23 protein-coding genes are annotated in these 22,691 nt (G+C 58.5%); 13 read left to right on the top strand and 10 right to left on the bottom strand.

Going from position 1 to position 22,691, the window contains the following annotated elements; all coding sequences use genetic code 11:
- Nucleotides 1-3: 3 nt before the first annotated feature.
- Nucleotides 4-846, bottom strand: a complete 843-nt coding sequence (locus tag AC2FIZ_RS11425) for an LOG family protein (protein ID WP_142637203.1) — start codon at nt 844-846, stop codon at nt 4-6.
- A gap of 79 nt (nt 847-925) precedes the next feature.
- Here AC2FIZ_RS11425 and AC2FIZ_RS11420 point away from each other — a divergent pair, with 79 nt between their 5' ends.
- Together AC2FIZ_RS11420 and dapD are read left to right on the top strand one after the other, a co-directional pair.
- Nucleotides 926-1,843, top strand: coding sequence for a serine/threonine dehydratase (locus AC2FIZ_RS11420; RefSeq protein WP_281995453.1), 918 nt, complete (start codon nt 926-928; stop codon nt 1,841-1,843).
- A gap of 108 nt (nt 1,844-1,951) precedes the next feature.
- Nucleotides 1,952-2,779, top strand: a complete 828-nt coding sequence (gene dapD, locus AC2FIZ_RS11415; protein ID WP_271949578.1) for a 2,3,4,5-tetrahydropyridine-2,6-dicarboxylate N-succinyltransferase — start codon at nt 1,952-1,954, stop codon at nt 2,777-2,779.
- Nucleotides 2,780-2,843: 64 nt separating this feature from the next.
- On the opposite strand, the gene AC2FIZ_RS11410 is transcribed toward dapD, so the two are convergent.
- On the bottom strand, nt 2,844-3,179 hold the full coding sequence (locus AC2FIZ_RS11410; protein WP_142637196.1) for a cupin domain-containing protein: 336 nt from the start codon (nt 3,177-3,179) through the stop codon (nt 2,844-2,846).
- Nucleotides 3,180-3,296: 117 nt separating this feature from the next.
- Here AC2FIZ_RS11410 and AC2FIZ_RS11405 point away from each other — a divergent pair, with 117 nt between their 5' ends.
- Nucleotides 3,297-3,641 (top strand): DUF8846 family protein, encoded by a 345-nt coding sequence (locus AC2FIZ_RS11405; RefSeq protein WP_039539567.1) that lies wholly within the window; start codon nt 3,297-3,299, stop codon nt 3,639-3,641.
- Here AC2FIZ_RS11405 and AC2FIZ_RS11400 read toward each other — a convergent pair.
- On the bottom strand, nt 3,638-4,696 hold the full coding sequence (locus AC2FIZ_RS11400) for a transporter substrate-binding domain-containing protein (RefSeq protein ID WP_496689957.1): 1,059 nt from the start codon (nt 4,694-4,696) through the stop codon (nt 3,638-3,640). The two genes, AC2FIZ_RS11405 and AC2FIZ_RS11400, sit on opposite strands and share 4 nt — an antisense overlap.
- Nucleotides 4,697-4,904: 208 nt before the next feature.
- Here AC2FIZ_RS11400 and dapE point away from each other — a divergent pair, with 208 nt between their 5' ends.
- Genes dapE through rnr form a run of 3 tightly spaced genes read left to right on the top strand, consistent with a single transcriptional unit; the run spans nt 4,905 to nt 8,932 of the window.
- On the top strand, nt 4,905-6,044 hold the full coding sequence (dapE, locus tag AC2FIZ_RS11395; protein ID WP_281995451.1) for a succinyl-diaminopimelate desuccinylase: 1,140 nt from the start codon (nt 4,905-4,907) through the stop codon (nt 6,042-6,044).
- A 3-nt stretch (nt 6,045-6,047) separates the two neighbouring features.
- Nucleotides 6,048-6,623, top strand: a complete 576-nt coding sequence (locus AC2FIZ_RS11390) for a TIGR04282 family arsenosugar biosynthesis glycosyltransferase (protein ID WP_281995450.1) — start codon at nt 6,048-6,050, stop codon at nt 6,621-6,623.
- Nucleotides 6,624-6,670: 47 nt separating this feature from the next.
- Entirely contained in the window at nt 6,671-8,932 is a 2,262-nt protein-coding gene (gene rnr, locus AC2FIZ_RS11385; protein ID WP_496694189.1) for a ribonuclease R, read from the top strand.
- Between the two features lie 31 nt (nt 8,933-8,963).
- Here the strand turns inward: rnr and AC2FIZ_RS11380 are convergent, their stop codons facing one another.
- Together AC2FIZ_RS11380 and AC2FIZ_RS11375 are read right to left on the bottom strand one after the other, a co-directional pair.
- Nucleotides 8,964-9,362 (bottom strand): DUF1801 domain-containing protein, encoded by a 399-nt coding sequence (locus tag AC2FIZ_RS11380; RefSeq protein ID WP_281995448.1) that lies wholly within the window; start codon nt 9,360-9,362, stop codon nt 8,964-8,966.
- A complete protein-coding gene (locus tag AC2FIZ_RS11375; protein WP_345741810.1) occupies nt 9,359-10,072 on the bottom strand; it encodes a glutathione S-transferase family protein in 714 nt (237 codons plus the stop codon). Before AC2FIZ_RS11375 ends, AC2FIZ_RS11380 begins: the two co-directional genes overlap by 4 nt.
- 67 nt (nt 10,073-10,139) lie before the next feature.
- Here AC2FIZ_RS11375 and AC2FIZ_RS11370 point away from each other — a divergent pair, with 67 nt between their 5' ends.
- Both AC2FIZ_RS11370 and AC2FIZ_RS11365 read left to right on the top strand, forming a co-directional pair.
- Entirely contained in the window at nt 10,140-10,853 is a 714-nt protein-coding gene (locus AC2FIZ_RS11370; RefSeq protein ID WP_142637184.1) for a helix-turn-helix transcriptional regulator, read from the top strand.
- Between the two features lie 62 nt (nt 10,854-10,915).
- A complete protein-coding gene (locus tag AC2FIZ_RS11365) occupies nt 10,916-12,214 on the top strand; it encodes a lytic murein transglycosylase (protein WP_281995447.1) in 1,299 nt (432 codons plus the stop codon).
- A 73-nt stretch (nt 12,215-12,287) separates the two neighbouring features.
- Here the strand turns inward: AC2FIZ_RS11365 and AC2FIZ_RS11360 are convergent, their stop codons facing one another.
- A complete protein-coding gene (locus AC2FIZ_RS11360; protein WP_281995446.1) occupies nt 12,288-13,685 on the bottom strand; it encodes an aspartate aminotransferase family protein in 1,398 nt (465 codons plus the stop codon).
- Nucleotides 13,686-13,760: 75 nt separating this feature from the next.
- Entirely contained in the window at nt 13,761-14,444 is a 684-nt protein-coding gene (locus tag AC2FIZ_RS11355) for a GntR family transcriptional regulator (RefSeq protein WP_271949594.1), read from the bottom strand.
- Nucleotides 14,445-14,585: 141 nt separating this feature from the next.
- Here AC2FIZ_RS11355 and AC2FIZ_RS11350 point away from each other — a divergent pair, with 141 nt between their 5' ends.
- The 5 genes from AC2FIZ_RS11350 to AC2FIZ_RS11330 all read left to right on the top strand — a co-directional run bounded on the left by AC2FIZ_RS11350 (nt 14,586) and on the right by AC2FIZ_RS11330 (nt 19,871).
- Nucleotides 14,586-15,671 carry a polyamine ABC transporter substrate-binding protein gene (locus tag AC2FIZ_RS11350; RefSeq protein WP_142637176.1) on the top strand — a complete coding sequence of 362 codons (1,086 nt, stop codon included), beginning with the start codon at nt 14,586-14,588 and terminating at the stop codon, nt 15,669-15,671.
- Between the two features lie 69 nt (nt 15,672-15,740).
- Nucleotides 15,741-16,868: an ABC transporter ATP-binding protein gene (locus tag AC2FIZ_RS11345; protein ID WP_142637173.1), complete on the top strand. Its 1,128-nt coding sequence runs from the start codon at nt 15,741-15,743 to the stop codon at nt 16,866-16,868.
- Nucleotides 16,868-17,758 carry an ABC transporter permease subunit gene (locus AC2FIZ_RS11340; RefSeq protein ID WP_142637171.1) on the top strand — a complete coding sequence of 297 codons (891 nt, stop codon included), beginning with the start codon at nt 16,868-16,870 and terminating at the stop codon, nt 17,756-17,758. The genes AC2FIZ_RS11345 and AC2FIZ_RS11340 overlap by 1 nt, the downstream gene beginning before the upstream one ends.
- Entirely contained in the window at nt 17,755-18,573 is an 819-nt protein-coding gene (locus AC2FIZ_RS11335) for an ABC transporter permease (protein WP_142637169.1), read from the top strand. The genes AC2FIZ_RS11340 and AC2FIZ_RS11335 overlap by 4 nt, the downstream gene beginning before the upstream one ends.
- Nucleotides 18,570-19,871, top strand: a complete 1,302-nt coding sequence (locus AC2FIZ_RS11330) for an NAD(P)/FAD-dependent oxidoreductase (protein WP_496791039.1) — start codon at nt 18,570-18,572, stop codon at nt 19,869-19,871. The genes AC2FIZ_RS11335 and AC2FIZ_RS11330 overlap by 4 nt, the downstream gene beginning before the upstream one ends.
- A 3-nt stretch (nt 19,872-19,874) precedes the next feature.
- On the opposite strand, the gene AC2FIZ_RS11325 is transcribed toward AC2FIZ_RS11330, so the two are convergent.
- From AC2FIZ_RS11325 to AC2FIZ_RS11315, 3 genes are read right to left on the bottom strand one after another with little or no spacing between them, the layout of a single operon-like run.
- Nucleotides 19,875-20,744: a phosphotransferase family protein gene (locus tag AC2FIZ_RS11325; protein ID WP_496791047.1), complete on the bottom strand. Its 870-nt coding sequence runs from the start codon at nt 20,742-20,744 to the stop codon at nt 19,875-19,877.
- Nucleotides 20,745-20,798: 54 nt separating this feature from the next.
- Nucleotides 20,799-21,464, bottom strand: coding sequence for a flagellar hook capping FlgD N-terminal domain-containing protein (locus AC2FIZ_RS11320; RefSeq protein WP_281995442.1), 666 nt, complete (start codon nt 21,462-21,464; stop codon nt 20,799-20,801).
- Between the two features lie 2 nt (nt 21,465-21,466).
- Entirely contained in the window at nt 21,467-22,678 is a 1,212-nt protein-coding gene (locus AC2FIZ_RS11315; protein WP_281995441.1) for a flagellar hook-length control protein FliK, read from the bottom strand.
- Nucleotides 22,679-22,691: the final 13 nt, after the last annotated feature.

The following is a 22,691-nucleotide window of genomic DNA, read 5'->3' as shown; positions in this document are numbered from 1 at the left end:
CGTTTAGCGCCCCGGTATTTCGTCACGGGGCGGGGTGGGTTCCCATTTCTCGATTATGTCGACCGCCTCTTGCGCGGTATCGACGAACCGGAACAGGTCCAGATCCTCGTCCGAGATGGTGCCGGCGTCGGCCAGCGCCTCCCAGTTGATGACCTTTTCCCAGAACGCGCGACCGAATAGCAGGAAGGGCACACGCTCCATACGGCCGGTTTGAATCAGGGTCAGGGACTCGAACAGCTCATCCATGGTGCCAAAGCCGCCGGGGAAGATGGTGATGGCGCGGGCGCGCATCAGGAAATGCATCTTGCGGATGGCGAAATAGTGGAAGTTAAAGCTGAGCTCGGGCGTAACGTACAGGTTCGGTGCCTGTTCATGCGGCAGCACAATGTTCAGGCCGATGGAACAGCCGTTCGCATCCTGCGCGCCGCGGTTGCCAGCCTCCATCACGCCGGGGCCACCGCCGGTGACGATTACATTCTCGCGCCCGCCGGTTTCGTTCGATTTCTCGGTCATCAACCGGGCAAACTCGCGCGCTTCGTCGTAATATTCCGACAGCCCGGCCAGCGTTTCCGTCCGCGCGGTGTGTTTCTGTGACGGCTCAGGGATACGCGCGCCGCCGAACATGACGATGGTCGAGGTGATCTCACGCTCCGTCATGATCATCTCGGGCTTGAGCAGTTCCAGCTGCAGGCGCACAGGGCGCAGCTCATCCCGGCACAGGAAATCCTCATCGGCAAAGGCAAGGCGATAGGCGGGTGAGCGGGTTTGCGGGGTGTCGGGTACCTCGCTTGCGGTCGAACGGTCGGTCTGCGCGTCGCGAAACGGGCTGAGGCGGTCTTCTCTCATGGGGTAACGATCCCTGCTTGCGTGTTTTCCAAACAGCTATAGGGTTCGGGCGCAGAGTGCCAGTCACGGAAAGATGAGAATGAATTGGAAGAGCGAAATACTGGCGGCACAGCACCGCATAACCGGCTATGCACAAGTGACGCCAGTCATGGAAAGCCGTGTCTTGGGTCTCGATTATTCGGTGGAAATGAAGCTGGAGCATATGCAGCACACCGGCAGTTTCAAGGCGCGCGGGGCGTTTAACACTCTGATCAGTTCGGATGTGCCCGAGGCTGGTGTTGTGGCCGCATCGGGCGGCAATCATGGCGCAGCCGCAGCCTATGCGGCACAGGCGCTAGGCTATCCGGCCAAGATTTTTGTCCCGGAACTGGCAGGGCCGTCCAAGATTGCGCTGATTGAACAGGCAGGCGCAGATCTGAGCGTGGTGCCGGGAGAATATGCCAACGCTCTTGCTGCGGCGCAGGCGTATGAGGATGCGTCGGGCGCGATGCAGATTCACGCCTATGACGCCCCCGCTACGGTCGCCGGGCAGGGAACCTGCTTTGCCGAATGGGAGGCACAGGGCCTGAAAGCGGATACCGTATTGATCGCGGTGGGCGGTGGCGGTCTGATCGCCGGGGCGCTGGCCTGGCTGCAAGGCACGCGCAAGGTCGTGGCGGTTGAGCCGGAAACCTCCTGCGCGCTGAATGCAGCCCTGCAGGCGGGAGAACCGGTGGATGTGTCCGTCTCGGGCATTGCGGCAAATGCGCTGGGCGCGCGGCGGATCGGCTCAATTTGTTTCGATCTGGCACAGGGCGTGCAATCGGTTCTGGTCAGTGATCAGGCCATTTCTCAAGCGCAGCAGGCCTTGTGGCGGGCGCATCGCGTTCTGGTGGAACCAGCGGGCGCAACAGCCTTGGCTGCGCTGCTATCGGGGGCTTACACGCCAGAGCCGGGCGAACGGGTGGCGGTGCTGATCTGTGGTGGAAACATCTCACCGGACCCTCTGAACGGCTGAAACCGCAACAAACAGCCGCAAAGCGCGCGCTCAGCGTCGCATTGCAGCCAGTCCGTCGCTTGCGTATAGGCAACACAAGCGTGAACAGAATCTGCAGGGAGCCGCCAAATGTCCAACGCGCAACTGGAAGCCGCCATCGAAGCCGCCTGGGAGGCGCGAGATGCCATCACCCCCGCCACCACCGGCGAGACACGCGAAGCGATCGAAGATACGCTGAATGCGCTGGACAGCGGGTCGCTGCGGGTCGCGGAAAAGCAAGACAGCGGCGACTGGCATGTGAACCAGTGGGCGAAAAAAGCGGTTCTGCTGGGCTTTCGCATCAAGGATATGGAAATCCAGACCGGCGGCGCTCAGGACGGCGGCTGGTGGGACAAGGTGGACAGCAAGTTCGCGGGTTGGGGTGAAAACCAATGGCGGGCCGCTGGCTTTCGCGCGGTGCCGAATTGCGTCGTTCGCAAATCCGCCTTTATTGCGCCCGGCGTGGTTCTGATGCCGTCATTTGTGAACCTGGGTGCCTATGTGGACGAGGGCACAATGGTTGATACTTGGGCCACCGTCGGTTCATGCGCGCAGATCGGCAAGAACGTCCATCTGTCGGGCGGTGTTGGGATCGGCGGCGTTCTGGAACCGATGCAGGCGGGTCCGACCATCATCGAAGACAACTGCTTTATCGGCGCCCGGTCCGAAGTGGTCGAAGGCTGCATCGTGCGCGAAGGCTCGGTTCTGGGCATGGGCGTGTTCATCGGCAAATCGACCAAGATCGTCGACCGCGAAACCGGCGAGGTCACCTATGGTGAAGTTCCGCCCTATTCGGTGGTTGTTGCGGGCTCGATGCCGTCCAAGAACAACATCAACCTCTACTGCGCCGTGATCGTGAAACGGGTGGATGAAAAGACCCGCTCGAAAACCGGGATCAACGAGCTGCTGCGCGACTAATACTGGGCGCGGATCAAACAAGGGGGCTGCAGCGCGATCCGCTGCGGCCCTTTTTTGTTATCGCTTACCCTTTGACCGGATAGCGGTCCGGTTCTTCGAACACATCAATGACGCGCGACCCGGCTTTGATCTTGCCGCCATGCTCCACTCCTGCGGGGATCGAATAGCTGTCACCGGGGCCATAGCTCTTGGTTTCATCGCCAATGGTCAGCTCAATCTCACCTTCGACCACAGTTCCCCATTGTGCCAGATGGGAATGAAGGGGCAGTTCGAAATCCTGAAGAAAGGTAAAAAACGCCACCAGCCCCGCGTCTGATCTGATCACGGCCGTTTGCACCACATCTTCGGGGAAGGGCACGTCGAGGCTTGGGAATCCTGTGATGAAATCCGGATAAGTCATGGCAACGTCCTTTTGTGATCGGTGTCAGGTTACTGCGGGCACTATGGCGGCACAGGCGATCCACTGCAATTCCCCGGCTGCTTGACCGCAGGCAGGTGCGCGGCTATGGCCCCTTGCATGGAAAAGCAAAAGAAACCTTCGCGTCAGCAGGTCTATACCCTGCTTGTGCAGATCGGTCGCAAGGATGGCGATGGCCTGCCCGACGGCGCAACCGGGGCGGCATTGATGTGTTTTGCCAGCGGCGTCGACGAGGCCGAGGCCGTGCGCGAAACGGTGGCGATCCTGAAACAGGCAGATACCGCGCCTTTGGATGTCACAGGCTATGGCACTTTGGCTGAACGTGAAGCGCAAGGTCACGAGATCGACCCGGATGAACGGGCCCTGATGCAGCGCGCGCTGGATGAAAATGCAGTGATCGTGGCGCAGATGACCCCGTTTTTCGGGGATGAAGAGACGGCTTAGTTCCGCGCCCCAAACCACTTGCGATAAATCTCGTCATAGGTGCCGTCTTCGCGCAGCGCCAGCAGCGCCTGGTTGACGTCTTCGACCAGCGGGGACCCGGTAGGGAAGGCAATGCCGTAATTCTCGCGCAGGAATATACCGCCTGTCATCGAGGCGATCCGGCGTCCTTCATGGGCGGCGAAATAGGACAGGATCGGCGCGTCGAACACTATGGCGTCCAGTTCCTCGTTGCGAAAGGCTTCAAGCATGGGGTCGAGCCCATCATAGTTGGTAAACTCGATCTCGCGGCGGTTCAGAAAGTTAGCAGCGGTTGAATTCGAGATTGTTCCGACCTCTTTGCCGTAAAGGTCATTTATCGAATTCACGCTGCCACTGATTGCATCCACTGTCATGACCGAGGTGATCCGCGCAGTGAAGACCGAGACGATAAACAGCGAAGATACAACCAGCACTACACCCAGAATTCGACCAAATGGCGTGCGCGGCATTCGTTCCTCAAACCCGCCATTGACCACCAGATTCAAGGCCCACCAGAATGAGGGGAACCAGGCCTCGTCTAGCTTGCGGTCGAAATAGGGCTGCGAGCGGCGCTCGAACACCCACATCAGCATGCCGCCGCCAAGAAGGATGGCAAAGGCAAGCCCGATAGCAATGAACAATTCGCGCGACAGTAACGCATGTAGCAGTGACGGGCGGCGCACCGCGTCCGATGGCACCATGATCTGCAAACCAGCCTCGAAAATCGGCTGGCTGAAGTCCATCTGCGTTTCTCGCGAAGCAGTGATCGAGATATTGGCGATGGCCAGATCGGCGGATCTGTCCTGCACTGCGCCCAGCATGTCGCCAAAGGCGTCGGAACGTTGGATGGAATAGTCCCAATTCAGGGATTCAGCCAACGCCTCAAGCAGGTCCATCGAGAATCCGGTTTGGGCTCCATCTTCGACAAAAGAAAACGGAGGCCGTGTCACGGTCGAAACCGTCAGCGTCTGGGCCTGGCTTTGCTGGCCGAGAACGGCGAAAGTCAGGCAGATCAATGCGAAAAGAGCACGTGTCATCGTAAAATCACCTGTTTCGCGGCCCTCTAGCGCATATTCGAACCGGCAGACAAGGCAATCGCAGCGTAAGGCCCCATGTTTTCCGGGGGTGTCAGTTCGATACAAGGTGGAAAAAGCCCGCGGTTTCTGGCCTGTTGGGGTTGGCAATCGGGCCAATTCGTTGAATCTGTGCGCGAACCTGAAAGAAATTTTATGGAAAGGGCCCACCATGACAGATCCGATTGCGTTGACGGCCGACCTGATCCGTTGCCCATCGGTCACACCTGAAGAAGGCGGTGCCCTTGTCCTGCTGCAGGATGTCCTGTCGCAGGCGGGGTTTGATTGTACCCGTGTTGATCGCGCCGGCATCAGCAATCTGTTTGCGCGATGGGGTGCAAAAGGTCACGCCCGAAGCTTTGGTTTCAACGGTCACACCGATGTTGTTCCGGTGGGCGACGAGGCCGCTTGGACCACACCGCCTTTCGGGGCAGAAATCCGGGAAGGGTTCATGTATGGACGCGGGGCCACTGACATGAAATCGGGTGTGGCGGCCTTTGCAGCGGCGGCAGTGGATTTTGTACGCGACACGCCGCCCGACGGGGCGATCATCCTGACGATCACGGGTGACGAAGAGGCTGATGCGCTGCATGGCACCACCGCCCTGCTTGACCATATGGATCAATGCGGCGAGCGGATGAGCGTCTGCCTGGTCGGTGAACCCACCTGCCCGAACAGGATGGGTGAAATGATGAAGATTGGCCGTCGCGGCTCGATGACCGCCTGGTTTACCGTAACAGGTGTGCAGGGCCATTCGGCCTATCCGCACCGGGCAAAGAACCCACTGCCCGCCATGGCCCGGCTGATGGACAGGCTGGCCAGTCACGAGTTGGACCGGGGATCTGATCATTTTGACGCCTCGACGCTGGCGGTTGTGGCGATCGACACGGGTAATTCCGCCACAAATGTCATCCCGGCACAGTGCAGCGGGGCGGTGAACATCCGGTTCAACGACCTGCATTCCGGCGCCAGCCTCAGCGATTGGCTGCAAGCGCAGGCGCGCGATGTAGCCGCCGCGTTTGGCGTTGATGTTGATGTGCGGATCAAGATATCGGGCGAAAGCTTTCTGACCCCTCCTGGCCCTCTGTCGGAATTGGTGGCCAAAGCGGTTGCGGCTGAAACCGGGGTCACGCCCGAGATGTCAACAACTGGGGGTACTTCGGACGCGCGTTTCGTCAAGGATCATTGTCCGGTTGTCGAATTTGGTTTGGTCGGCAAAACCATGCATCAGGTGGATGAATGCGTTGAGGTGGCGCAGATTGAACAGCTCAAGGCGGTCTATACTCGTATCCTGACCGACTATTTTTCCTGATTCATGCAGCGCACCCTGGTGATCATGGCGAAAGAACCGCGCCCGGGCCGTGTCAAAACCCGGTTGGGGCGCGATATCGGTATGGTCGGTGCGGCGTGGTGGTTTCGGCATCAGACCCGCTCTTTGATCCGGCGCCTGCGCGATCCGCGCTGGCAGATCGTGCTGGCGGTCTCGCCGGACCGCGAAGGGCTGACCAGCCGCATCTGGCCCGCTGATCTGCCACGTGCGCCACAGGGGAGTGGGGATCTAGGCGATCGTATGGGGCGGATGCTGCGGGAAATGCCAACAGGGCCAGTCTGTCTGATCGGTGCGGATATCCCAGGGGTTACACGGGGGCATATCGCGCGCGCGTTCCGGGCATTGGGGCGCAACCAGATGGTGTTTGGTCCGGCCCCGGATGGCGGATATTGGCTGGTCGGGGCGCAACGCATTGGTGCCCTGCCACACAGCCTGTTTCAAAACGTGCGCTGGTCGACGGAACATGCGCTGGCCGACACGCTGGCCTCGATCCCCGGATGCCGGGTGGAGATGCTGGATCAGCTGCGCGATGTCGACACGGTTGCTGATCTGCAAGCCTGACCCTTTTTGGTCATGACGCCGCCGCATCTCCGTGATAGGCCGAAATCATGACTCGCATCCCTACCAAGCAAGAGGTCCTCGATTGGATCTCAGCGAACCCCACCCTGACCTCGAAACGCGACATTGCTAAAGCCTTTGGCATCAAGGGCGCGGATCGGATCGACCTGAAACGGATCCTCAAGGAACTTGAGGCCGAAGGGCATCTTGAAAAGCGCAATCGCAGCTATCGTGACCCGGATCGTTTGCCGCCTGTCAGCGTGTTGCAGGTGAAGGCGCCGAATGCCGATGGTGATCTGTTCGCGCGCCCGCTGGAATGGCATGGCGAAGGGGTCGAGCCGGTTGTTCTGATGATCACTCGCGCCAGTGACCCGGCGCTGGGTGAAGGCGACCGCATTCTGGCCCGTCTGACCGTGGTGCATGAGGAAGACCATAATTACGAGGCCCGCCTGATCCGCCGGATCGGAACCAACCCGCGCAAGATCGTCGGTATCTTCCGCAAAGGGACCGAGGGCGGACGGATCGTGCCCATCGACAAGGCCGGGCAGAACGAGTGGTTGGTCAATGAAGGTGCCGTACTGGGTGCAAAAGACGGTGAGCTGGTCGAGGCAGAACAGGCCGGACCCAAGACCCGCATGGGCCTGCCACGTGCCCGCATTGTCGAACGGCTGGGCGACCCGTCGGCCCCCAAGGCCGTGTCGCTGATCGCCATTCATCAGCATGGCATTCCCGATGACTTTCCCGACACAGTGATTGCAGAGGCCGACAAGGCCAAACCCGCTGGCCTGAAAGGGCGCGAAGACCTGCGCGATATGCCGCTGCTGACCATCGACCCCTCAGACGCGCGGGATCATGATGACGCCTGTTTCGCCCATGCTGACGATGATCCTAAGAACCCCGGGGGGCATGTTATTTGGGTCGCCATTGCTGACGTCGCCGCCTATGTGCAGCCCGGTACGGCGCTGGACCGCGAGGCGCGCAAGCGGGGCAACTCCAGCTATTTCCCCGACCGCGTGGTGCCGATGCTGCCGGATCGGCTGTCCGGTGATTTGTGTTCGTTGCACGAAGGCGTCCCGCGCGCGTGTATCGCCGTGCGGATGCAGATCGACGCCGAGGGCAACAAGATCGGCCACCGGTTCGTGCGGGGGCTTATGCGCTCCGCCGCCTCGCTGCATTATGCCGAGGTGCAGGAGGCCATCGATGGTGCCCCCAATGACCGCACCGGGCCTCTGTTAGAGACCGTATTGAAGCCGCTCTATGCTGCTTATGCTGCACTGAAAAAGGCGCGGGGTGTGCGGCAACCGCTGGAACTGGACCTGCCGGAACGCAAGATTATCCTGAGCGATACGGGCGACGTTCAAAGCGTGGCTTTCCGCGACCGTCTGGACGCGCATAAGCTGATCGAAGAGTTCATGATCCTCGCCAATGTCGCTGCGGCTGAAACCCTGATCGCCAAGCGCCGCCCGCTGCTGTTCCGTGTCCACGAAGAACCAGCACCCGAGAAGCTGGAAAGCCTGCGGGAAACGGCTCAGGCGGCGGGGTTGAATTTGGCCAAGGGGCAGGTGTTGCAGACCCGCCACCTGAACGCACTGCTGAATGCGGCTGCGGGCACCGAGGATGCAGAGTTGATCAATCTGACCACCCTGCGGTCGATGGCGCAGGCCTATTACAACGCTGAAAATTTCGGCCATTTCGGGCTGGCGCTGCGGAATTACGCGCATTTCACCTCGCCCATCCGGCGCTATGCCGACCTGATCGTGCACCGCGCGCTGATCTCGGCCCATGGCTGGGGTACCGATGGGCTGACCGAGGATGAGATCGCCCGGCTGGACGAAACTGCCACTCATATCTCGGATACCGAACGCCGCTCGATGATGGCGGAACGAGATACGACCGACCGGTATCTGGCGGCTTATCTGAGCGAGCGCGTTGGGACTGAGTTCTCGGGTCGGATCAGTGGTATCGCCCGGTTTGGGGCTTTCGTGAAAATGGACGAGACCGGCGCGGACGGTCTGGTACCGGTGCGATCCTTGGGGCGCGAGTTCTTCCATTTCGACCGCGAGGCCGGAACCCTGATGGGGTCGGACACCGGGCTGATCATAGCCATCGGCCAACGCGTCACCGTGCGTCTGACCGAAGCGACACCTGTGACGGGCGGGCTGGAGTTGGAGCTGTTGTCGATCGACGATCAGGCCCTGCCGACGGGGCGCGGAGGAGCATCCAAGCGCCCAACGCGACGCAAGGCAGTCAGCACCAAGCGCAAGAAGGACAAGATCAAACGCAAGGTGGAACGCAAACGCCGTCAGAAGTGAATTCACATCTCGGGAACAAGGCGCATGTAGGTCAGCCTTTTGCGGGAAGGTGATAGGTCAACGCACGGGCTATCAGCCAGCCATGGCGGGTGGCGTCGATCTGATCCGGATCATCAAACAGAACTGCCCGGTTGCCGTCTATCCTATCTTCGCCCGGAAAGGCCGAGGTGAAATCGCCCATCAACCGGCTTTGGCAATGCACGAACAGGGCAAAGCGGGCCGCTTTGTGCCCGCCCAATCGGATCGTGGATCCCTTGGGCGCCAGATAGGCGGGCTGCCCCCAGCGCAATGCCTCTTGCAACGGCTGCGCGCGGGGCAACGAAGTGGCGGTTTCCAGGATCAACTGACGCAGCGCAAGCGCCCCGGCACGTGTGCCTTCGGGCAGGGCATGATAGGCCGCTGCCACTGCGGGATCGTCAAATTGTGTCATGACAGCGGTATCGCCTGCTCCATCCGGTCTATGTAGTCGCTCAACAGCTTATCCTGTTTGATCCGCTGGGTCAGCGGTGTATTGGCCGGCGTCGCGCGCATCGCGGCAAGCATGGGGGCCACGCTCATATCCACTGAGGTCGGGGTTTCTCCCATCAAATAGGTCGACTGCCATAGATAGGCCGAGATCGCCTCAAGATCGCGTTCCAGCCTGTCCTGACGTTCCGCATCTGAGAATCGAGAGACGCCCTGAAACCCCAATCCTTTAACAACGTTCTTGCGGATAGAATTGGCAACTGGTTTGCGGATCAGGGCGGGGATGCCAGTGAAAAAGGTCTTATACAGAATCGGCCAGACTTCGTCATTGGCCCAGCGGTCTTGGACGATCTGAAAATACAGATGCTCTTCGGCCAGGCGGATCAAGGCGCGCGATTGGGCCTTTTGCAGATCGCTCAGCCCGTGATCAAAATCACTGCCTTGCGCCTCAAGCCAGTCGCGGATCAGGTCGCTGTCGGGGATCAGACGCTGCGGCGTGCGCAGAACCGGCAGCTTCTGATGCGGCATCTTGCGCGGATCAAGGAGGTCAGATCGCTGCCAGCGTTGGCCCGATGTTTGCAGCATTAGTGCCGTCTTCACGCAAAACGGGCTGGCGCTGAACAGGCCAAAGGCAGAGGGGTAGGTCAAAAGGGTCAGCATCTTGGGCTCCATCATGGGTATAGGTGATGGGTATGCCGAGCTAATGACAATTTCTGTCATTAGAGATAAAGTAACCTGCATTATGACCCGCACCGCCCGTTTGTTCCAATTAATGCAATCCTTGCGCTCTGGCCCGTCGCCAAGAACGTCGATTGAGCTGGCTCAGGATCTGGGCGTTTCGCCGCGCACGATTCACCGAGACATCGATTCATTGCGCAGCCTCGGCGCCGTGATCGACGGAGAGGCGGGGTTCGGGTTCACCCTGATCGAGGACGCCACCCTGCCACCGCTTGGCTTCACCGATGATGAGCTTGAGGCCCTGGTGCTTGGCCTGCGCGAGGTACAATCCATTGGTGATCCCGGCCTCTCAGAGGCTGCCAGCGAAGTTCTGCGCAAGCTGCAGGGTCGTTTGCCACCGCGCCAGTCTCAGCGCCTCAGCCATGCGGTGCTGACCGCCACACGGTTTGACCGGCCGGCGAAACCAACGGTGGATGTCGCTGAACTGCGGCGGGCCACCTGGGACGAACAGACGATCGAATTTTCCTATTGGGATGCCAAAGGCGACGAGACCCGTCGCAGTGTAAACCCGCTGAGCATTGTGTACATGGATCGCGCCAGCGTGCTGATCAGCTGGTGCTTGTTGCGGCAGGATTTCCGCGTGTTTCGGTTGGATCGCATGCAAGAGATGCAGACGACCGGGGCCTCGTTCCGGCCCAACCGGGTCCCTCTGCTGCGCGAAGCTCTGAACCGGCTGCGATCCGAGCGAAAGGCGAGAGACCGCGACTCGGAAAGCTGAGCGCTTTGAGATTCGCCATTTTTGCGCTATCCTGTGGTTGAGCAGTTATCAGGAAATTCGGAATGCGTAGATGCGTAAGCGGCGTTATGACCGCAGCATTATGGGCATCCATCGTACAGGCGGAGTCCATCAAAAGCCCGGAAGGGCCACAGCCGATACAATTGGCGTCGGCTGATCTTACAGTCTCAATCCGACCGGTCGTCCGACCATCGGAGGAAATGTATCGCGTGTCAGAGGAAAGAAGCGCCCGGTTTCAGGCGTGGCTTGGTGATTTTCGGGCGAGGGCACAGGCGCAGGGCATCCTGCCCGGGACTTTGGACCGCGCGCTTGCGGGGCTGGCCTATGACAAGGACATCATCAAGCGCGATCGTAATCAGGCTGAGTTTACCAAGCCCATCTGGGACTATCTGGATGCGGCCGTTTCTGATCGGCGCGTCGCGGACGGTCGCGCGGGGTTGGAACGCCATGCCGCGGTGCTGACCCGGATTGAGGCGCAGTATAGCGTCGAAAAAGAGGTCGTGGCCGCGATTTGGGGGCTTGAGACATCTTTCGGCACATTTCGGGGGTCGGATCAGACGATCCGTTCGCTTGCGACGCTGGCCTTTGATGCCCGACGGGCTGAGTTCTTTGAAACGCAACTGATTGCCGCCTTGCGGATCATTCAGGCAGGCGATGTCAGTCCCGCAACGATGGTCGGAAGTTGGGCCGGAGCAATGGGGCATACGCAGTTCATGCCGACCTCGTTTTTGGATCACGCCGTGGATTTCGACGGTGATGGGCGGCGGGATATATGGGCGGATGACCCGACCGACGCGCTGGCCTCGACAGCGGCCTATCTGGCGCGTCATGGGTGGACCAAGGGACAGCCATGGGGTGTTGAAGTACAGCTGCCCGCCGGGTTCGATTTTGCGGCCGCGAGACGCGATTACACGCTGCTGCCGTCAGACTGGGCGGCGCTGGGCGTGGTTGCGTGGGATGGACAGCCGCTTACGGATCATGGTCAGGCAGCGATCTTGTTGCCAGCGGGTGGTGAAGGCGTTGCATTGATGGTCTTCGAAAATTTCCGCGTGATCGAGCAATACAACGGTGCAGATGCCTATGTGATCGGCATTGGACATTTGTCCGACCGTCTGGCGGGCCGCGCGGCGTTTCAGGCCGAGTGGCCTCGGGGTGATCGGGCGTTGAGCTTTGCTGAGAAGAAGGAATTGCAGCTCCGGCTGACCGAAGCCGGGTTCGATACACAGGGGATCGACGGGCGCACCGGCCCGAACACCACCGAGGCGGTTCGGGCCTATCAACTGGCACAGGGGCTTTTGCCGGACGGCTATGCGTCCGCGCCGCTGTTAGAGCGGTTGAGGTAGGGGAGGGGGCTCTGCCCCCGTCGCCTGACGGCGCCTCCCCCGAGGTATTTTCAGCCAGATGAAGCTGCGCGGGTCAGGAGGCCGCTTTCATCAGGCCCTGTGCGATGATCTCGGCCTGTGCCTCGTCCAGAGATTTGTGGATGCGTACGAGCATCTCATCAATTTCCGCGGGTGTCAGAACCAGCGGAGGAGAGATGATCATCCGATCGCCCACATGGCGCATGATCAGGTTATTCGCAAAGCAGCGGTCGCGGCAGATATAGCCGACTGTACCCGGATCGGAGGCGAATTTGGCGCGGCTGGCCTTGTCCGGGGTCAACGCAATCGAGGCCATCATGCCGACGATCTTGGCCTCGCCCACAAGCGGGTGATCGGCCAGCGCCTCCCATTTTTCCTTCAGATACGGCGCGGCCACATCGCGGACATGCTCGACGATCTTTTCTTCTTCGAGGATGCGCAGGTTTTCCAGTGCCACGGCGGCGGCGACCGGATGGCCGGAATAGGTGTAGCCGTGATTGAACTCGGTGCCACCAATGACCTCGGCGATTTCATCGCTTACGATGGATCCGCCAATCGGCGCATAGCCCGAGCTGAGGCCTTTGGCGATGGTCATGATATCGGGGCGAATGCCGACGGTTTGTGACCCGAACCAATTGCCGGTGCGGCCAAAGCCGCAGATGACCTCATCCGCGATCAACAGGATATCGTATTTGTCACAGATGCGCTGAATTTCAGGCCAGTAGGTATCCGGTGCAACGATCACGCCACCTGCGCCCTGTACGGGTTCGGCGATAAAGGCTGCGACGCGGTTTTCGCCAAGTTCCTCAATCGCCTCTTCCAACTCACGCGCGCGGGCCAGGCCGAATTCTTCGGGTGACATGCTGCCACCTTCGGCCCACCAGTTTGGCTGGTTGATATGGTGGATATTCGGGATCGGGATTCCACCCTGCGCGTGCATCCCTGCCATGCCGCCCAACGACGCCGAGCCGACCGAAGAGCCATGATAGGCGTTATGGCGGCTGATGATGATGTTCTTGTCGGGCTGGCCTTTTTCGGCCCAATAGGTCCGAACCAGACGGATGTTTGTGTCATTCGCCTCAGACCCGCCGGCTGCAAAGAACACATGGTTCAGATCGCCTGGCGCAAGTTCCGCGATCTTCGCGGCCAGCGCGATGGCAGGGACGTGGGTCGTTTTGAAAAAGGTATTGTAATACGGCAGTTCGCGCATCTGGCGGGCTGCGACCTCGGCCAGTTCATCGCGACCATAGCCGATATTGACACACCACAGGCCCGCCATTGCATCGAGTATTTCTTCACCCTCGCTGTCCGTAAGGTAGACGCCCTTCGCACGGGTGATCACACGCGCGCCTTCTTTCCCTAGGGCGCCATTGGCCGAAAAAGGGTGCATGTGGTGGGCGGCGTCCAAGGCCTGCAACTGGGCCGTGGGCAAATGGTTTGTGATGGTCGACATCGGAAAATCTCCTGCAAGAGCGATTGGCAGCTACAATATGATCAAATTTTTTCCTGTCAATCGAATCGGACAGATCTAAGCGTTGACTAAGGCGTCTGCCATCAGCTCCATGCCCTGTTCGATATCTTGTGCGGTTGCTTTTGCTGCCATATCCGCGTCCTGATTGCGCAACGCCGAAATGATATCCTTGTGGCGGTCCGGCAGGCTCTGAGTGCCGAATCTACCACATACAACGCGCAAAGACGGCCCGAATCTAAGCCACAGGCGCTCGGCCAGATCATTGAGAATCGGGGCGTTTGCATGGCCGTAAAGCGTTTCGTGAAACCGGTGGTTGAGGCGCAGATAGCCGCTGACGTCTCCATCGCTGATAGTGCGATCCAGACGTTGGTCGATCTGCTCAAGATGATCAATGTCCTGAGGTGTCACATTCGCAGTTGCACGCCTCGAAAGCTCTGATTCTATTTTGATTCTTGAATAAATCATCTGTTCGACGTCGCCGTCGGTCAGAAGAGGAACACTCACTCGGCGGTTGCCCTGAAACACCAGAGCACCATCGGATATCAGGCGTCTGATAGCCTCCCGCACAGGGGTCATTCCAACACCCAGCGAATCAGTGAGACCCTGGATCGTGACGGGTTGCCCCGGCACCAATTCGCCGTACATGATTTGTGATCTGAGGGTATTATAGACCTGTTCATGCGCAGGTCGTTTTTCACGCGCACCGTCAGTGCTGGATGCCTTATTTTTGATCAAATCCAAGTGGTTTGCCCTGTTTCCCGCTATGTTGACTTGTCAGGTTTCTGACCTCGTGAAACCATACGACGGATCGTGCGAAAACGCAAAACTTGATCAAATCCAAAAAAACGGGAAAATAGCGCGTACACTTGCAGGGAGAATAATATGACAATCAAAACGCTGACCATGACAGCGGTCATCGCATTGGGGACTTCGGCGGCCTTCGCTGAAGAGGTGCGTGTTTACAACTGGTCCGACTATATCGACGAAGAGCTTCTGACAAAGTTCGAGGAAGATACCGGTCTGACTCTGATTTATGATGTTTTTGACAGCAACGAGGTATTGGAGACCAAGATGCTGGCCGGTGGATCAGGCTATGACGTGGTGGTGCCTTCGGGTACTTTCCTTCAGCGTCAGATCCAGGCTGGAGCCTTTCAGGCGCTTGACGCTGCACAGCTGTCGAATTCAGGCAATCTGTGGGATGTGATTCAGGAACGTACTGCCGGGTATGATCCGGACAACGCCTATTCTATCAACTACATGTGGGGCACAACCGGGCTTGGTGTAAATGTTGGAAAAGTGCAGGAAGCGTTGGGCGAAGATGTTGCGCTAAACAGCATGGATCTGGTTCTGAAACCCGAGAATATGGAGAAACTTGCATCCTGCGGCGTACATTTCCTGGATGCTCCGGCAGAAATCATTCCGATGGTTCTGCAATATTTGGGTGAAGACCCGGACAGCCATGACAAAGATGTTATTGGCAAGGCCGAGGCGGTCTTGACCAGCGTTCGACCGCACATTCAGAAGTTCCACAGCTCGGAATATATCAACGCATTAGCCAATGGCGACATCTGTGTCGCCGTGGGGTGGTCGGGTGATATCCTGCAGGCCCGCGATCGTGCGGCCGAAGCCGATAATGGTGTTGAAATTGAGTACCATCCCTTTGCTGAAGGGTCGTTGATGTGGTTCGACCAGATGGCGATTCCGGCTGATGCTCCGAACCCGGAGGGTGCGCATAAATTCCTGAATTTCATTCTGGATGCCAACAATATGGCTGCGGCCTCGAACTATGTTTACTACGCCAATGGCAACAAGGCTTCGCAAGAATTTCTTGAGGAAGACGTGATCGGTGATCCGGCCATCTATCCGGATGATGCGACCATGCAAAACCTCTATATCACGACGCCTTACCCGTCGAAGATACAGCGGGTCGTGACCCGTTTGTGGACCAAGATCAAATCGGGCACCTGATCCGGCTTGTTTCAGCAGGGCGGACCAACCGCCCTGCCATTCTTTTCAGATTGCCGAACGGGGGCCGTTTTGAACTCTACTGTTTTTGTGCCGTGGGAAGACCCACAGGCGAAACCTCTGATCCAGTTCCAGAATGTCACCAAACGGTTTGGTGAGTTCACGGCCATCGACAATCTGTCCTTGGATATATTTGAGAAAGAATTCTTTGCTCTGCTAGGGCCCTCGGGCTGCGGCAAGACCACGATGATGCGAATGTTGGCCGGGTTTGAAAAACCGACCGAAGGGCATATTTTGCTGGGCGGGCAGGATATAGATCCCATTCCGCCGAACAAACGGGCTGTGAACATGATGTTCCAATCCTACGCGCTGTTTCCGCATCTATCTATCTGGGAAAACATCGCCTTTGGTCTGCGCCGGGACAATATGCCAAAGCATGATCTTATGGATCGTGTCGAAGAGATGTTGCGCCTGACCCGGCTTGAACAATTCGCCCGTCGCAAACCGCACCAGATCTCGGGTGGTCAGCGTCAGCGCGTGGCGCTTGCGCGATCCCTGGCCAAAGCGCCAAAGCTGCTGTTGCTGGACGAACCTTTGGGGGCGCTGGATAAGAAACTGCGACAGGATACGCAATTCGAGTTGATGGATATTCAGGAAAAGACCGGCACCACCTTTGTGATCGTGACCCATGATCAGGAAGAGGCGATGACCGTGGCCAGCCGGGTTGCGGTAATGGATCAGGGTAATCTGATACAAGTGGCGACACCCGACCGGATTTATGAGAATCCCAGTTCGGTCTATGTGGCCGATTTCATTGGCGATGTGAACATCATCCAGGGCAGGGCCACGGCAAGCGCTGATGAGACCTATCAGATTGACTGGGCTGAAGGTCAGGCACCTTTGACTGCGTCCTCGACCACAGAGTTTTCGAACGGCCAGCTATGTCATCTGGCGATCCGCCCCGAGAAGGTGACGATCTCGGTTGATCGTCCTGCGGATGCAATCAACGCAGTGCAGGGCAAGGTGCTTGACATTGCCTATCTGGGCAATCTGTCCACTTATCACGTCGAACTGAATAACGGCACGATTATCAAGGCGCAGACGGCAAATACCCGTCGCATTTCGCGTCGTTCCTTTACATGGGAAGACCCGGTCTGGCTGTCCTGGACAGCCACCGCCGCGGTTCTGTTGGCGGATTGATGCGCCGCGCCCTTCTGATCGCCGTCCCGTATGTCTGGCTTTTGGCGTTGTTTCTGGTGCCATTTTTCATCGTTCTGAAAATCTCGCTTTCGGACACGGAACTGGCCATCCCGCCTTACACGCCGACACTGGATTTATCTCAGGGCTGGGCCGGGCTCAGGGATTTCTTCAGCCAGCTGGATTTTGAGAATTTCGTCTGGCTAACCGAAGATGACCTGTATTGGAAAGCTTACCTGTCCAGTGTCAAAATCGCGTTGATTTCAACCATACTGACTTTGCTGGTGGGGTATCCTATCGCGTATGGCATGGCCCGCGCACCGGCTGAGTGGCGCCCGACGTTGATGATGCTGGTTATCCTGCCGTTCTGGACGTCGTTCCTGATCCGGGTCTATGCTTGGATGGGTATTCTCAGCAACGAAGGTTACCTGAACCAACTGCTGCTGTGGACGGGCATCATCTCGACCCCGCTGACCATTCTAAACACCAACACAGCTGTCTATATCGGTATCGTCTATACCTATCTGCCCTTCATGATTCTGCCGATCTATTCCGCGCTTGAACGAATGGACGAGTCGCTGATCGAGGCCGCAGAGGATTTGGGCTGTTCGCGTATTCAGGCCTTCTGGCTGATAACGATCCCCTTGTCACGCCCGGGTATCATCGCGGGTTGTTTCCTGGTGATGATTCCGGTGATCGGCGAATTTGTGATCCCATCATTGCTCGGAGGATCCGGGACATTGATGATCGGCAAAGTGTTGTGGGAGGAGTTCTTCTCGAACCGCGACTGGCCGGTGGCCGGTGCCGTGGCAGTTGTGCTGTTGCTGATCCTTGTGATTCCCATCGTGCTGTTCCAGCGCAACCAGCAGAAACAGACGGAGGCTGAGCAATGAACAGATTAAGCTGGTTCAACGTCGTCTCGTTGACGCTTGGTTTCGCGTTTCTCTATATCCCGATGCTCATTTTGATCATCTTCTCTTTTAACGAAAGCAAACTGGTCACGGTTTGGGCTGGATTTTCGACCAAATGGTATGGTGAGTTGGTCCAGAACGAAGCGTTTCTTGATGCTGCCTGGGTCACCTTGCGGGTTGCAGTATTCTCGTCGACCCTGGCCACCATTCTGGGTACGGCGGCGGCTTATGTGCTGGTACGCGGTGGGCGGTTCTTTGGCCGGACTCTGTTTTCGGGCATGATCTATGCGCCTCTTGTGATGCCCGAAGTGATCACTGGCCTGTCGCTTTTGCTGCTGTTCATCGGAATTGGACTGGACCGGGGTATTTTGACCATCGTGCTGGCACATACGACCTTTTCAATGTGCTTCGTGTCGGTTGTTGTATCCTCACGTCTGGTCACGTTTGATCAGTCTCTGGAAGAGGCAGCGTTGGATCTTGGGTGCTCACCCGCACAAGCCTTCCGTCTTGTCACCCTGCCGATCATCGCCCCGGCGGTGATTTCAGGCTGGCTATTGGCTTTTACGCTGTCGCTGGATGATCTGGTGATCGCATCATTCACATCGGGCCCGTCAGCCACGACTCTGCCGATCAAGATTTTCTCAGCTGTGCGGTTGGGCGTCAGCCCTGAAATCAATGCGCTATCCACGATCATGATTGCGGTCGTGACGGTCGGTGTCATAGCAGCATCTTTGGTCACCAAGCGCGCGATGGTCCGGCAGAAACAGGATGAGATGGCGGCAGTGCGTGCGGAATGAAACGCCTGTTCCCTGAGTTCACCTATGGATCTGGACCGCGATCAGGGTGCTGGTGGGATGAAACTATCGCAGCACCGGACTGGCCGGTGTTGCAGGATGATCTGAGCGTGGATGTCGCCATCATCGGCGGCGGGTTCACAGGTGTTACAGCCGCGCTTTTCCTGGGGCAGGCAGGCCTATCCGTCGCAGTTCTCGAGGCGGAGACGCCGGGGTGGGGTGCCTCGGGTCGCAATGGTGGGTTTTGCTGCCGAGGTGGGTCAAAGCTGAGCGATCGTGGCATGGCTCGGCGATATGGGGTCGAGGGGGCCGAAAGCTTTGCCCGGGCCGAAGTGGATGCGGTCAATCTTGTCGCCGACCTGCTTGAGGCGCATCAGATCGAAGCGGACGTTCATTCCAAGGGCGAGACCGCCCTGGCCCACACCGCCCGCGCCATGGAGAAATTGCGACGCTCGGCGGATGACGGGGGCTGCTTGCATGAGGTGGCCGACCTGCCCGGGCTCGGGTTGGGAGGGGATTTCTTCGGGGGCTATAGCGTGCCGGTCGGATTTGGTCTGAACCCCCGGAAATACCTGTTCGGCATTGCAAATGCGGCCGCTTCCGTTGGGGTCCGATTTTTACAGAAAACCATGGCCAGAGACATCACCAAAACCAGCGCGAGCTTTGATGTTCGAACCGCGTCAGGACGGATCAAAGCGTCGAATGTACTGATATGCACCAACGGATATTCCAGTGAAAACATGCCTGAATGGCTGTCTGGGCGCTATATGCCAGCGCAATCAACCGTTCTGGTGACCCGCCCGTTGACCGAGGCTGAGGTATCGGCGCAGGGCTGGACCTCGGATCAGATGTCTTACGATACACGAAATCTTCTGCACTATTTTCGTCTTATGCCGGATCGACGGTTTCTGTTTGGGATGCGCGGTGGCCTGCGCTCATCACCTAAGGCCGAGGCTGCGATCCGGCAAAAGGTGCAGCGTGATTTCAAGGCCATGTTTCCGGCATGGGCCGATGTGGACGTGACCAATATGTGGTCAGGGATGGTGTGCCTTACCCAGGACCTGACGCCGTTCGCAGGGCCCGTTCCGGGTCAGAATGGGATGTTTGCTGGGCTGGCCTATCATGGAAACGGCGTCGCGATGGGTACCTATTGTGGGCGGGCGCTTAGTCGCATGGTGCTTGGACAGGATGCGGAATTGCCTGAGCCAATGGCCCGACCCCCGCGGCGTTTTCCACTTGGGTCCTGGCGGCGGGCGCTGATGCCGCCAGCCTATGCGCTAATGGCACTGGCCGACCTCTGACATTCACAAAGCGGCCAGTTCCAGCTCGAGCCCTTGTTCATAATCCGGTGCCCCATGTTCTGCGCGCCATAGGCAGTAGGCCGCCATTCTCCACCCGTACCAGCGGCGTAAAGATCGGTAGCGGTTTACGGTTTCCTGCCGGTCATACGCCGAAAGAAAGGACTTTTGCTCGTCAACGGTCAAAACCGCACCTCTGTAAAGATATTGCATGGCGGGTGACAGGAATAGCGCAAGGTCCTCGCAAGGATCACCAACGGCTGGGCATTGCCAGTCAATCAGCGTCAGACCAGAGGATGCGACGAGGATGTTTCCCGCCACCGGGTCGCCGTGAATCAGGCAAGTGTGATCCGACCGCAAAATATGATGCTGTGGTTGCATCTTTTCCAGCTGAGCCCGTCGATCCGATGTGCACATCGCCAGAATGCTTTGACCATGTTCGGCCAGATCTGCGCTACCGTTTTTACCGGTGGGTGCGTTCTCTATATTTGGGTTGAGCGAATGCAGGCGGTGCAGCAACCGGGCCACCGGGGCCGGGTCAGACCGCCAGGGGGTGCCCTGTGCGTGGTCGTAGAACACCCAATATCCGTTGTCATCTTGTCCCGTTGCCCGCAATCGCGGCACAACCCCAGAAGAAGCCAGTGCCCGCAGACAGGCGGCCTCCAATGCGGGATCGTTGCGAAACAATGGGTTTTCCAGGTCCGAGCGGTACAGTTTCAATACTTGATCACTGTCGTCGCCCAGCACCTTCCACACCCGGTTTGTCCTGCCACCATACAGAGTTTCAAACTGTGCCCCAGCGCCGGCAAATCCGAGCCTGACAAGTTGAGCAACAAGGTCGCGCGGTGGGGACGGTATTTGAGGCAGGGAGATCACCAATCAGTCAACGAGTCGGGCATTGCCTTGGTTTCGCCTGTCGTTAACCGTAGATCAAGCTCCTGTTCGCACCGCAGTGACTATTCCTGCTGGCACCACCTCTCCGCCAGCGAGCGTCAGCAAAACGGCATCCGTGCCCACCTGCGCCTCGAGCACCTGATTATAGGCTGAGGCGAGACGTTCAGACAGCAGCTCATCGCCGTCATAACTTTCTATCGTTGCAGTGTAATTTCCTGCCGGTAACGGGGCGCCATCGTCATCGGTTCCGGCCCAGACAAACTCGGATTCCGTCGTTGAAACAGCGATGCGTTCAACGATTTCGTCGGACTCGTTGCGGATCACCATATAGGCGCTGTCCGCCCCGGGGTCGGCCTGCGCATACAGCGTTTCTGGCGAACCGTCGAAATGAAAGGCCGAGGCGGTTCGCACATCCATCCCGACCCAGCTGGCAAGCTCTTCAAGGTTGACGCTACCAAGTGAATAGGCAAGCGCAGTAAGCAGATCGTTGGTTTGAACCTGCTGCTCGACCATCGAGAATTGAGCCAGTTGCGAGGCGTATTCCGATGAATCCAGCGGCTCCAGCGGGTCTTGGTTGCGGGCCTGGGCGGTCAGCATCAGAAGGAAGGTTTCAAAATCCGAGGCCAGACCGGACGTTCCAGATTGCGCCGAAGATTGGGTCTGTGTGGCGTTAGCGCCTGTATTCTGTGCGGGTGTGATCATGCTCAAAGCCTCATATCAACGCGGCCACTATGGCCGATCCGGGTTAAGACCGGCTCGCTGGCCTGATCCATTTCGGTCTGGGTTGTATTCAGACCGGACTCCGCGTGTCTATCCGCGCTTTCGGACTGGCCGTCTGACGAACCACCCAGATTGAAAGACAGATCGCCAAGCCCGAGGTTTTTGAACTCAGCCTCAAGAACCGAAAGATGTCGCCTCATCATTTCCAGAGTTTCCGGCCGCTCGGCTGCGATCGTCATCTGCAACCCGTCATCCCGGCCATTCATGACGATTGAGATCTTGCCCAGCTCTTCCGGATTCAAGGTCAGTTCAATCGTGCCGGATTGTGGTCTTGCATGTATCGCAGCGGCCATCTGCCCCGCGATTGCCCGCGCCGTTTCTGCCCGTGCTGAGGTTAAAAAGTGCTGATGGCTTGCCGACGTATCCCGTGCCGTTGAAAATGGCTGGCTTTCGCGCGCGGGCAGAATCCCCTCGGCGTCCGGGTCTGATACCAATTCAACGTCCTGCACCTTGGCAGACGCCATCAGTTGCATTTGAACAAATGTCGGAATGGATTGTGTTGTCGGCGGTGAACCGGTGGCTTTGGGAGCCTGAGCCGCATCGGGTGTATCTCGCGAAACCAGCTTTGGTTCTGGCACTTCGGGTTTTCCGGGCGCAGAATCCGAGGGTATCGACGCCTTGGTCCGATAGCCCTTTGCAATAGCGGTTTGCGTCAGATTGTGTTCCGGGTTTTGCTGAGCGGTTTTCGCCTGCAACAAAGCCGGAACCTCAGATCGGGCGCGCTGCGCCGCGTTTCCAAGCGCATCCCCCCGAGGATCGGGGGTCGCATTGTTTGGCGCTGCGAGTATTACGGCCTTGTCAGGTTCGGGCAGCGATGCCGGCGTTTCCTCAGGTGCCATCTCTTCGTCCTGCGCCGGCGCGCGGGTGGGCGGGTCAGTTACAGGTTTTCCCGACAGGCTGGTCGCAAGATCAACAGAGTCTTCTTCGACCACATCCTCTTCAACCTGCACCTCGGCATTATTGGTCAGTTCGGGCACGTCCTCATTCAAGCTGTCACCTTCGGAACGCTGCAATTCCTGCTCCATTACCTCAGCAAAGGTGTCAGCCGCTTCCGAGATTGGGTGTCCCTTGGCGGCAGTTTCAGATTTTGCGGCGCTGGCGGTCGAGGGTGTGGACAATATAAGAGGGTTGGGCATTTTGCTCCGGCTC

This window comes from Ruegeria sp. CDSB022, assembly GCF_059611145.1.
The sequence above is the reverse complement of the archived record's forward strand: the minus strand, read 5'-3'. Positions and strand labels throughout refer to the sequence as shown.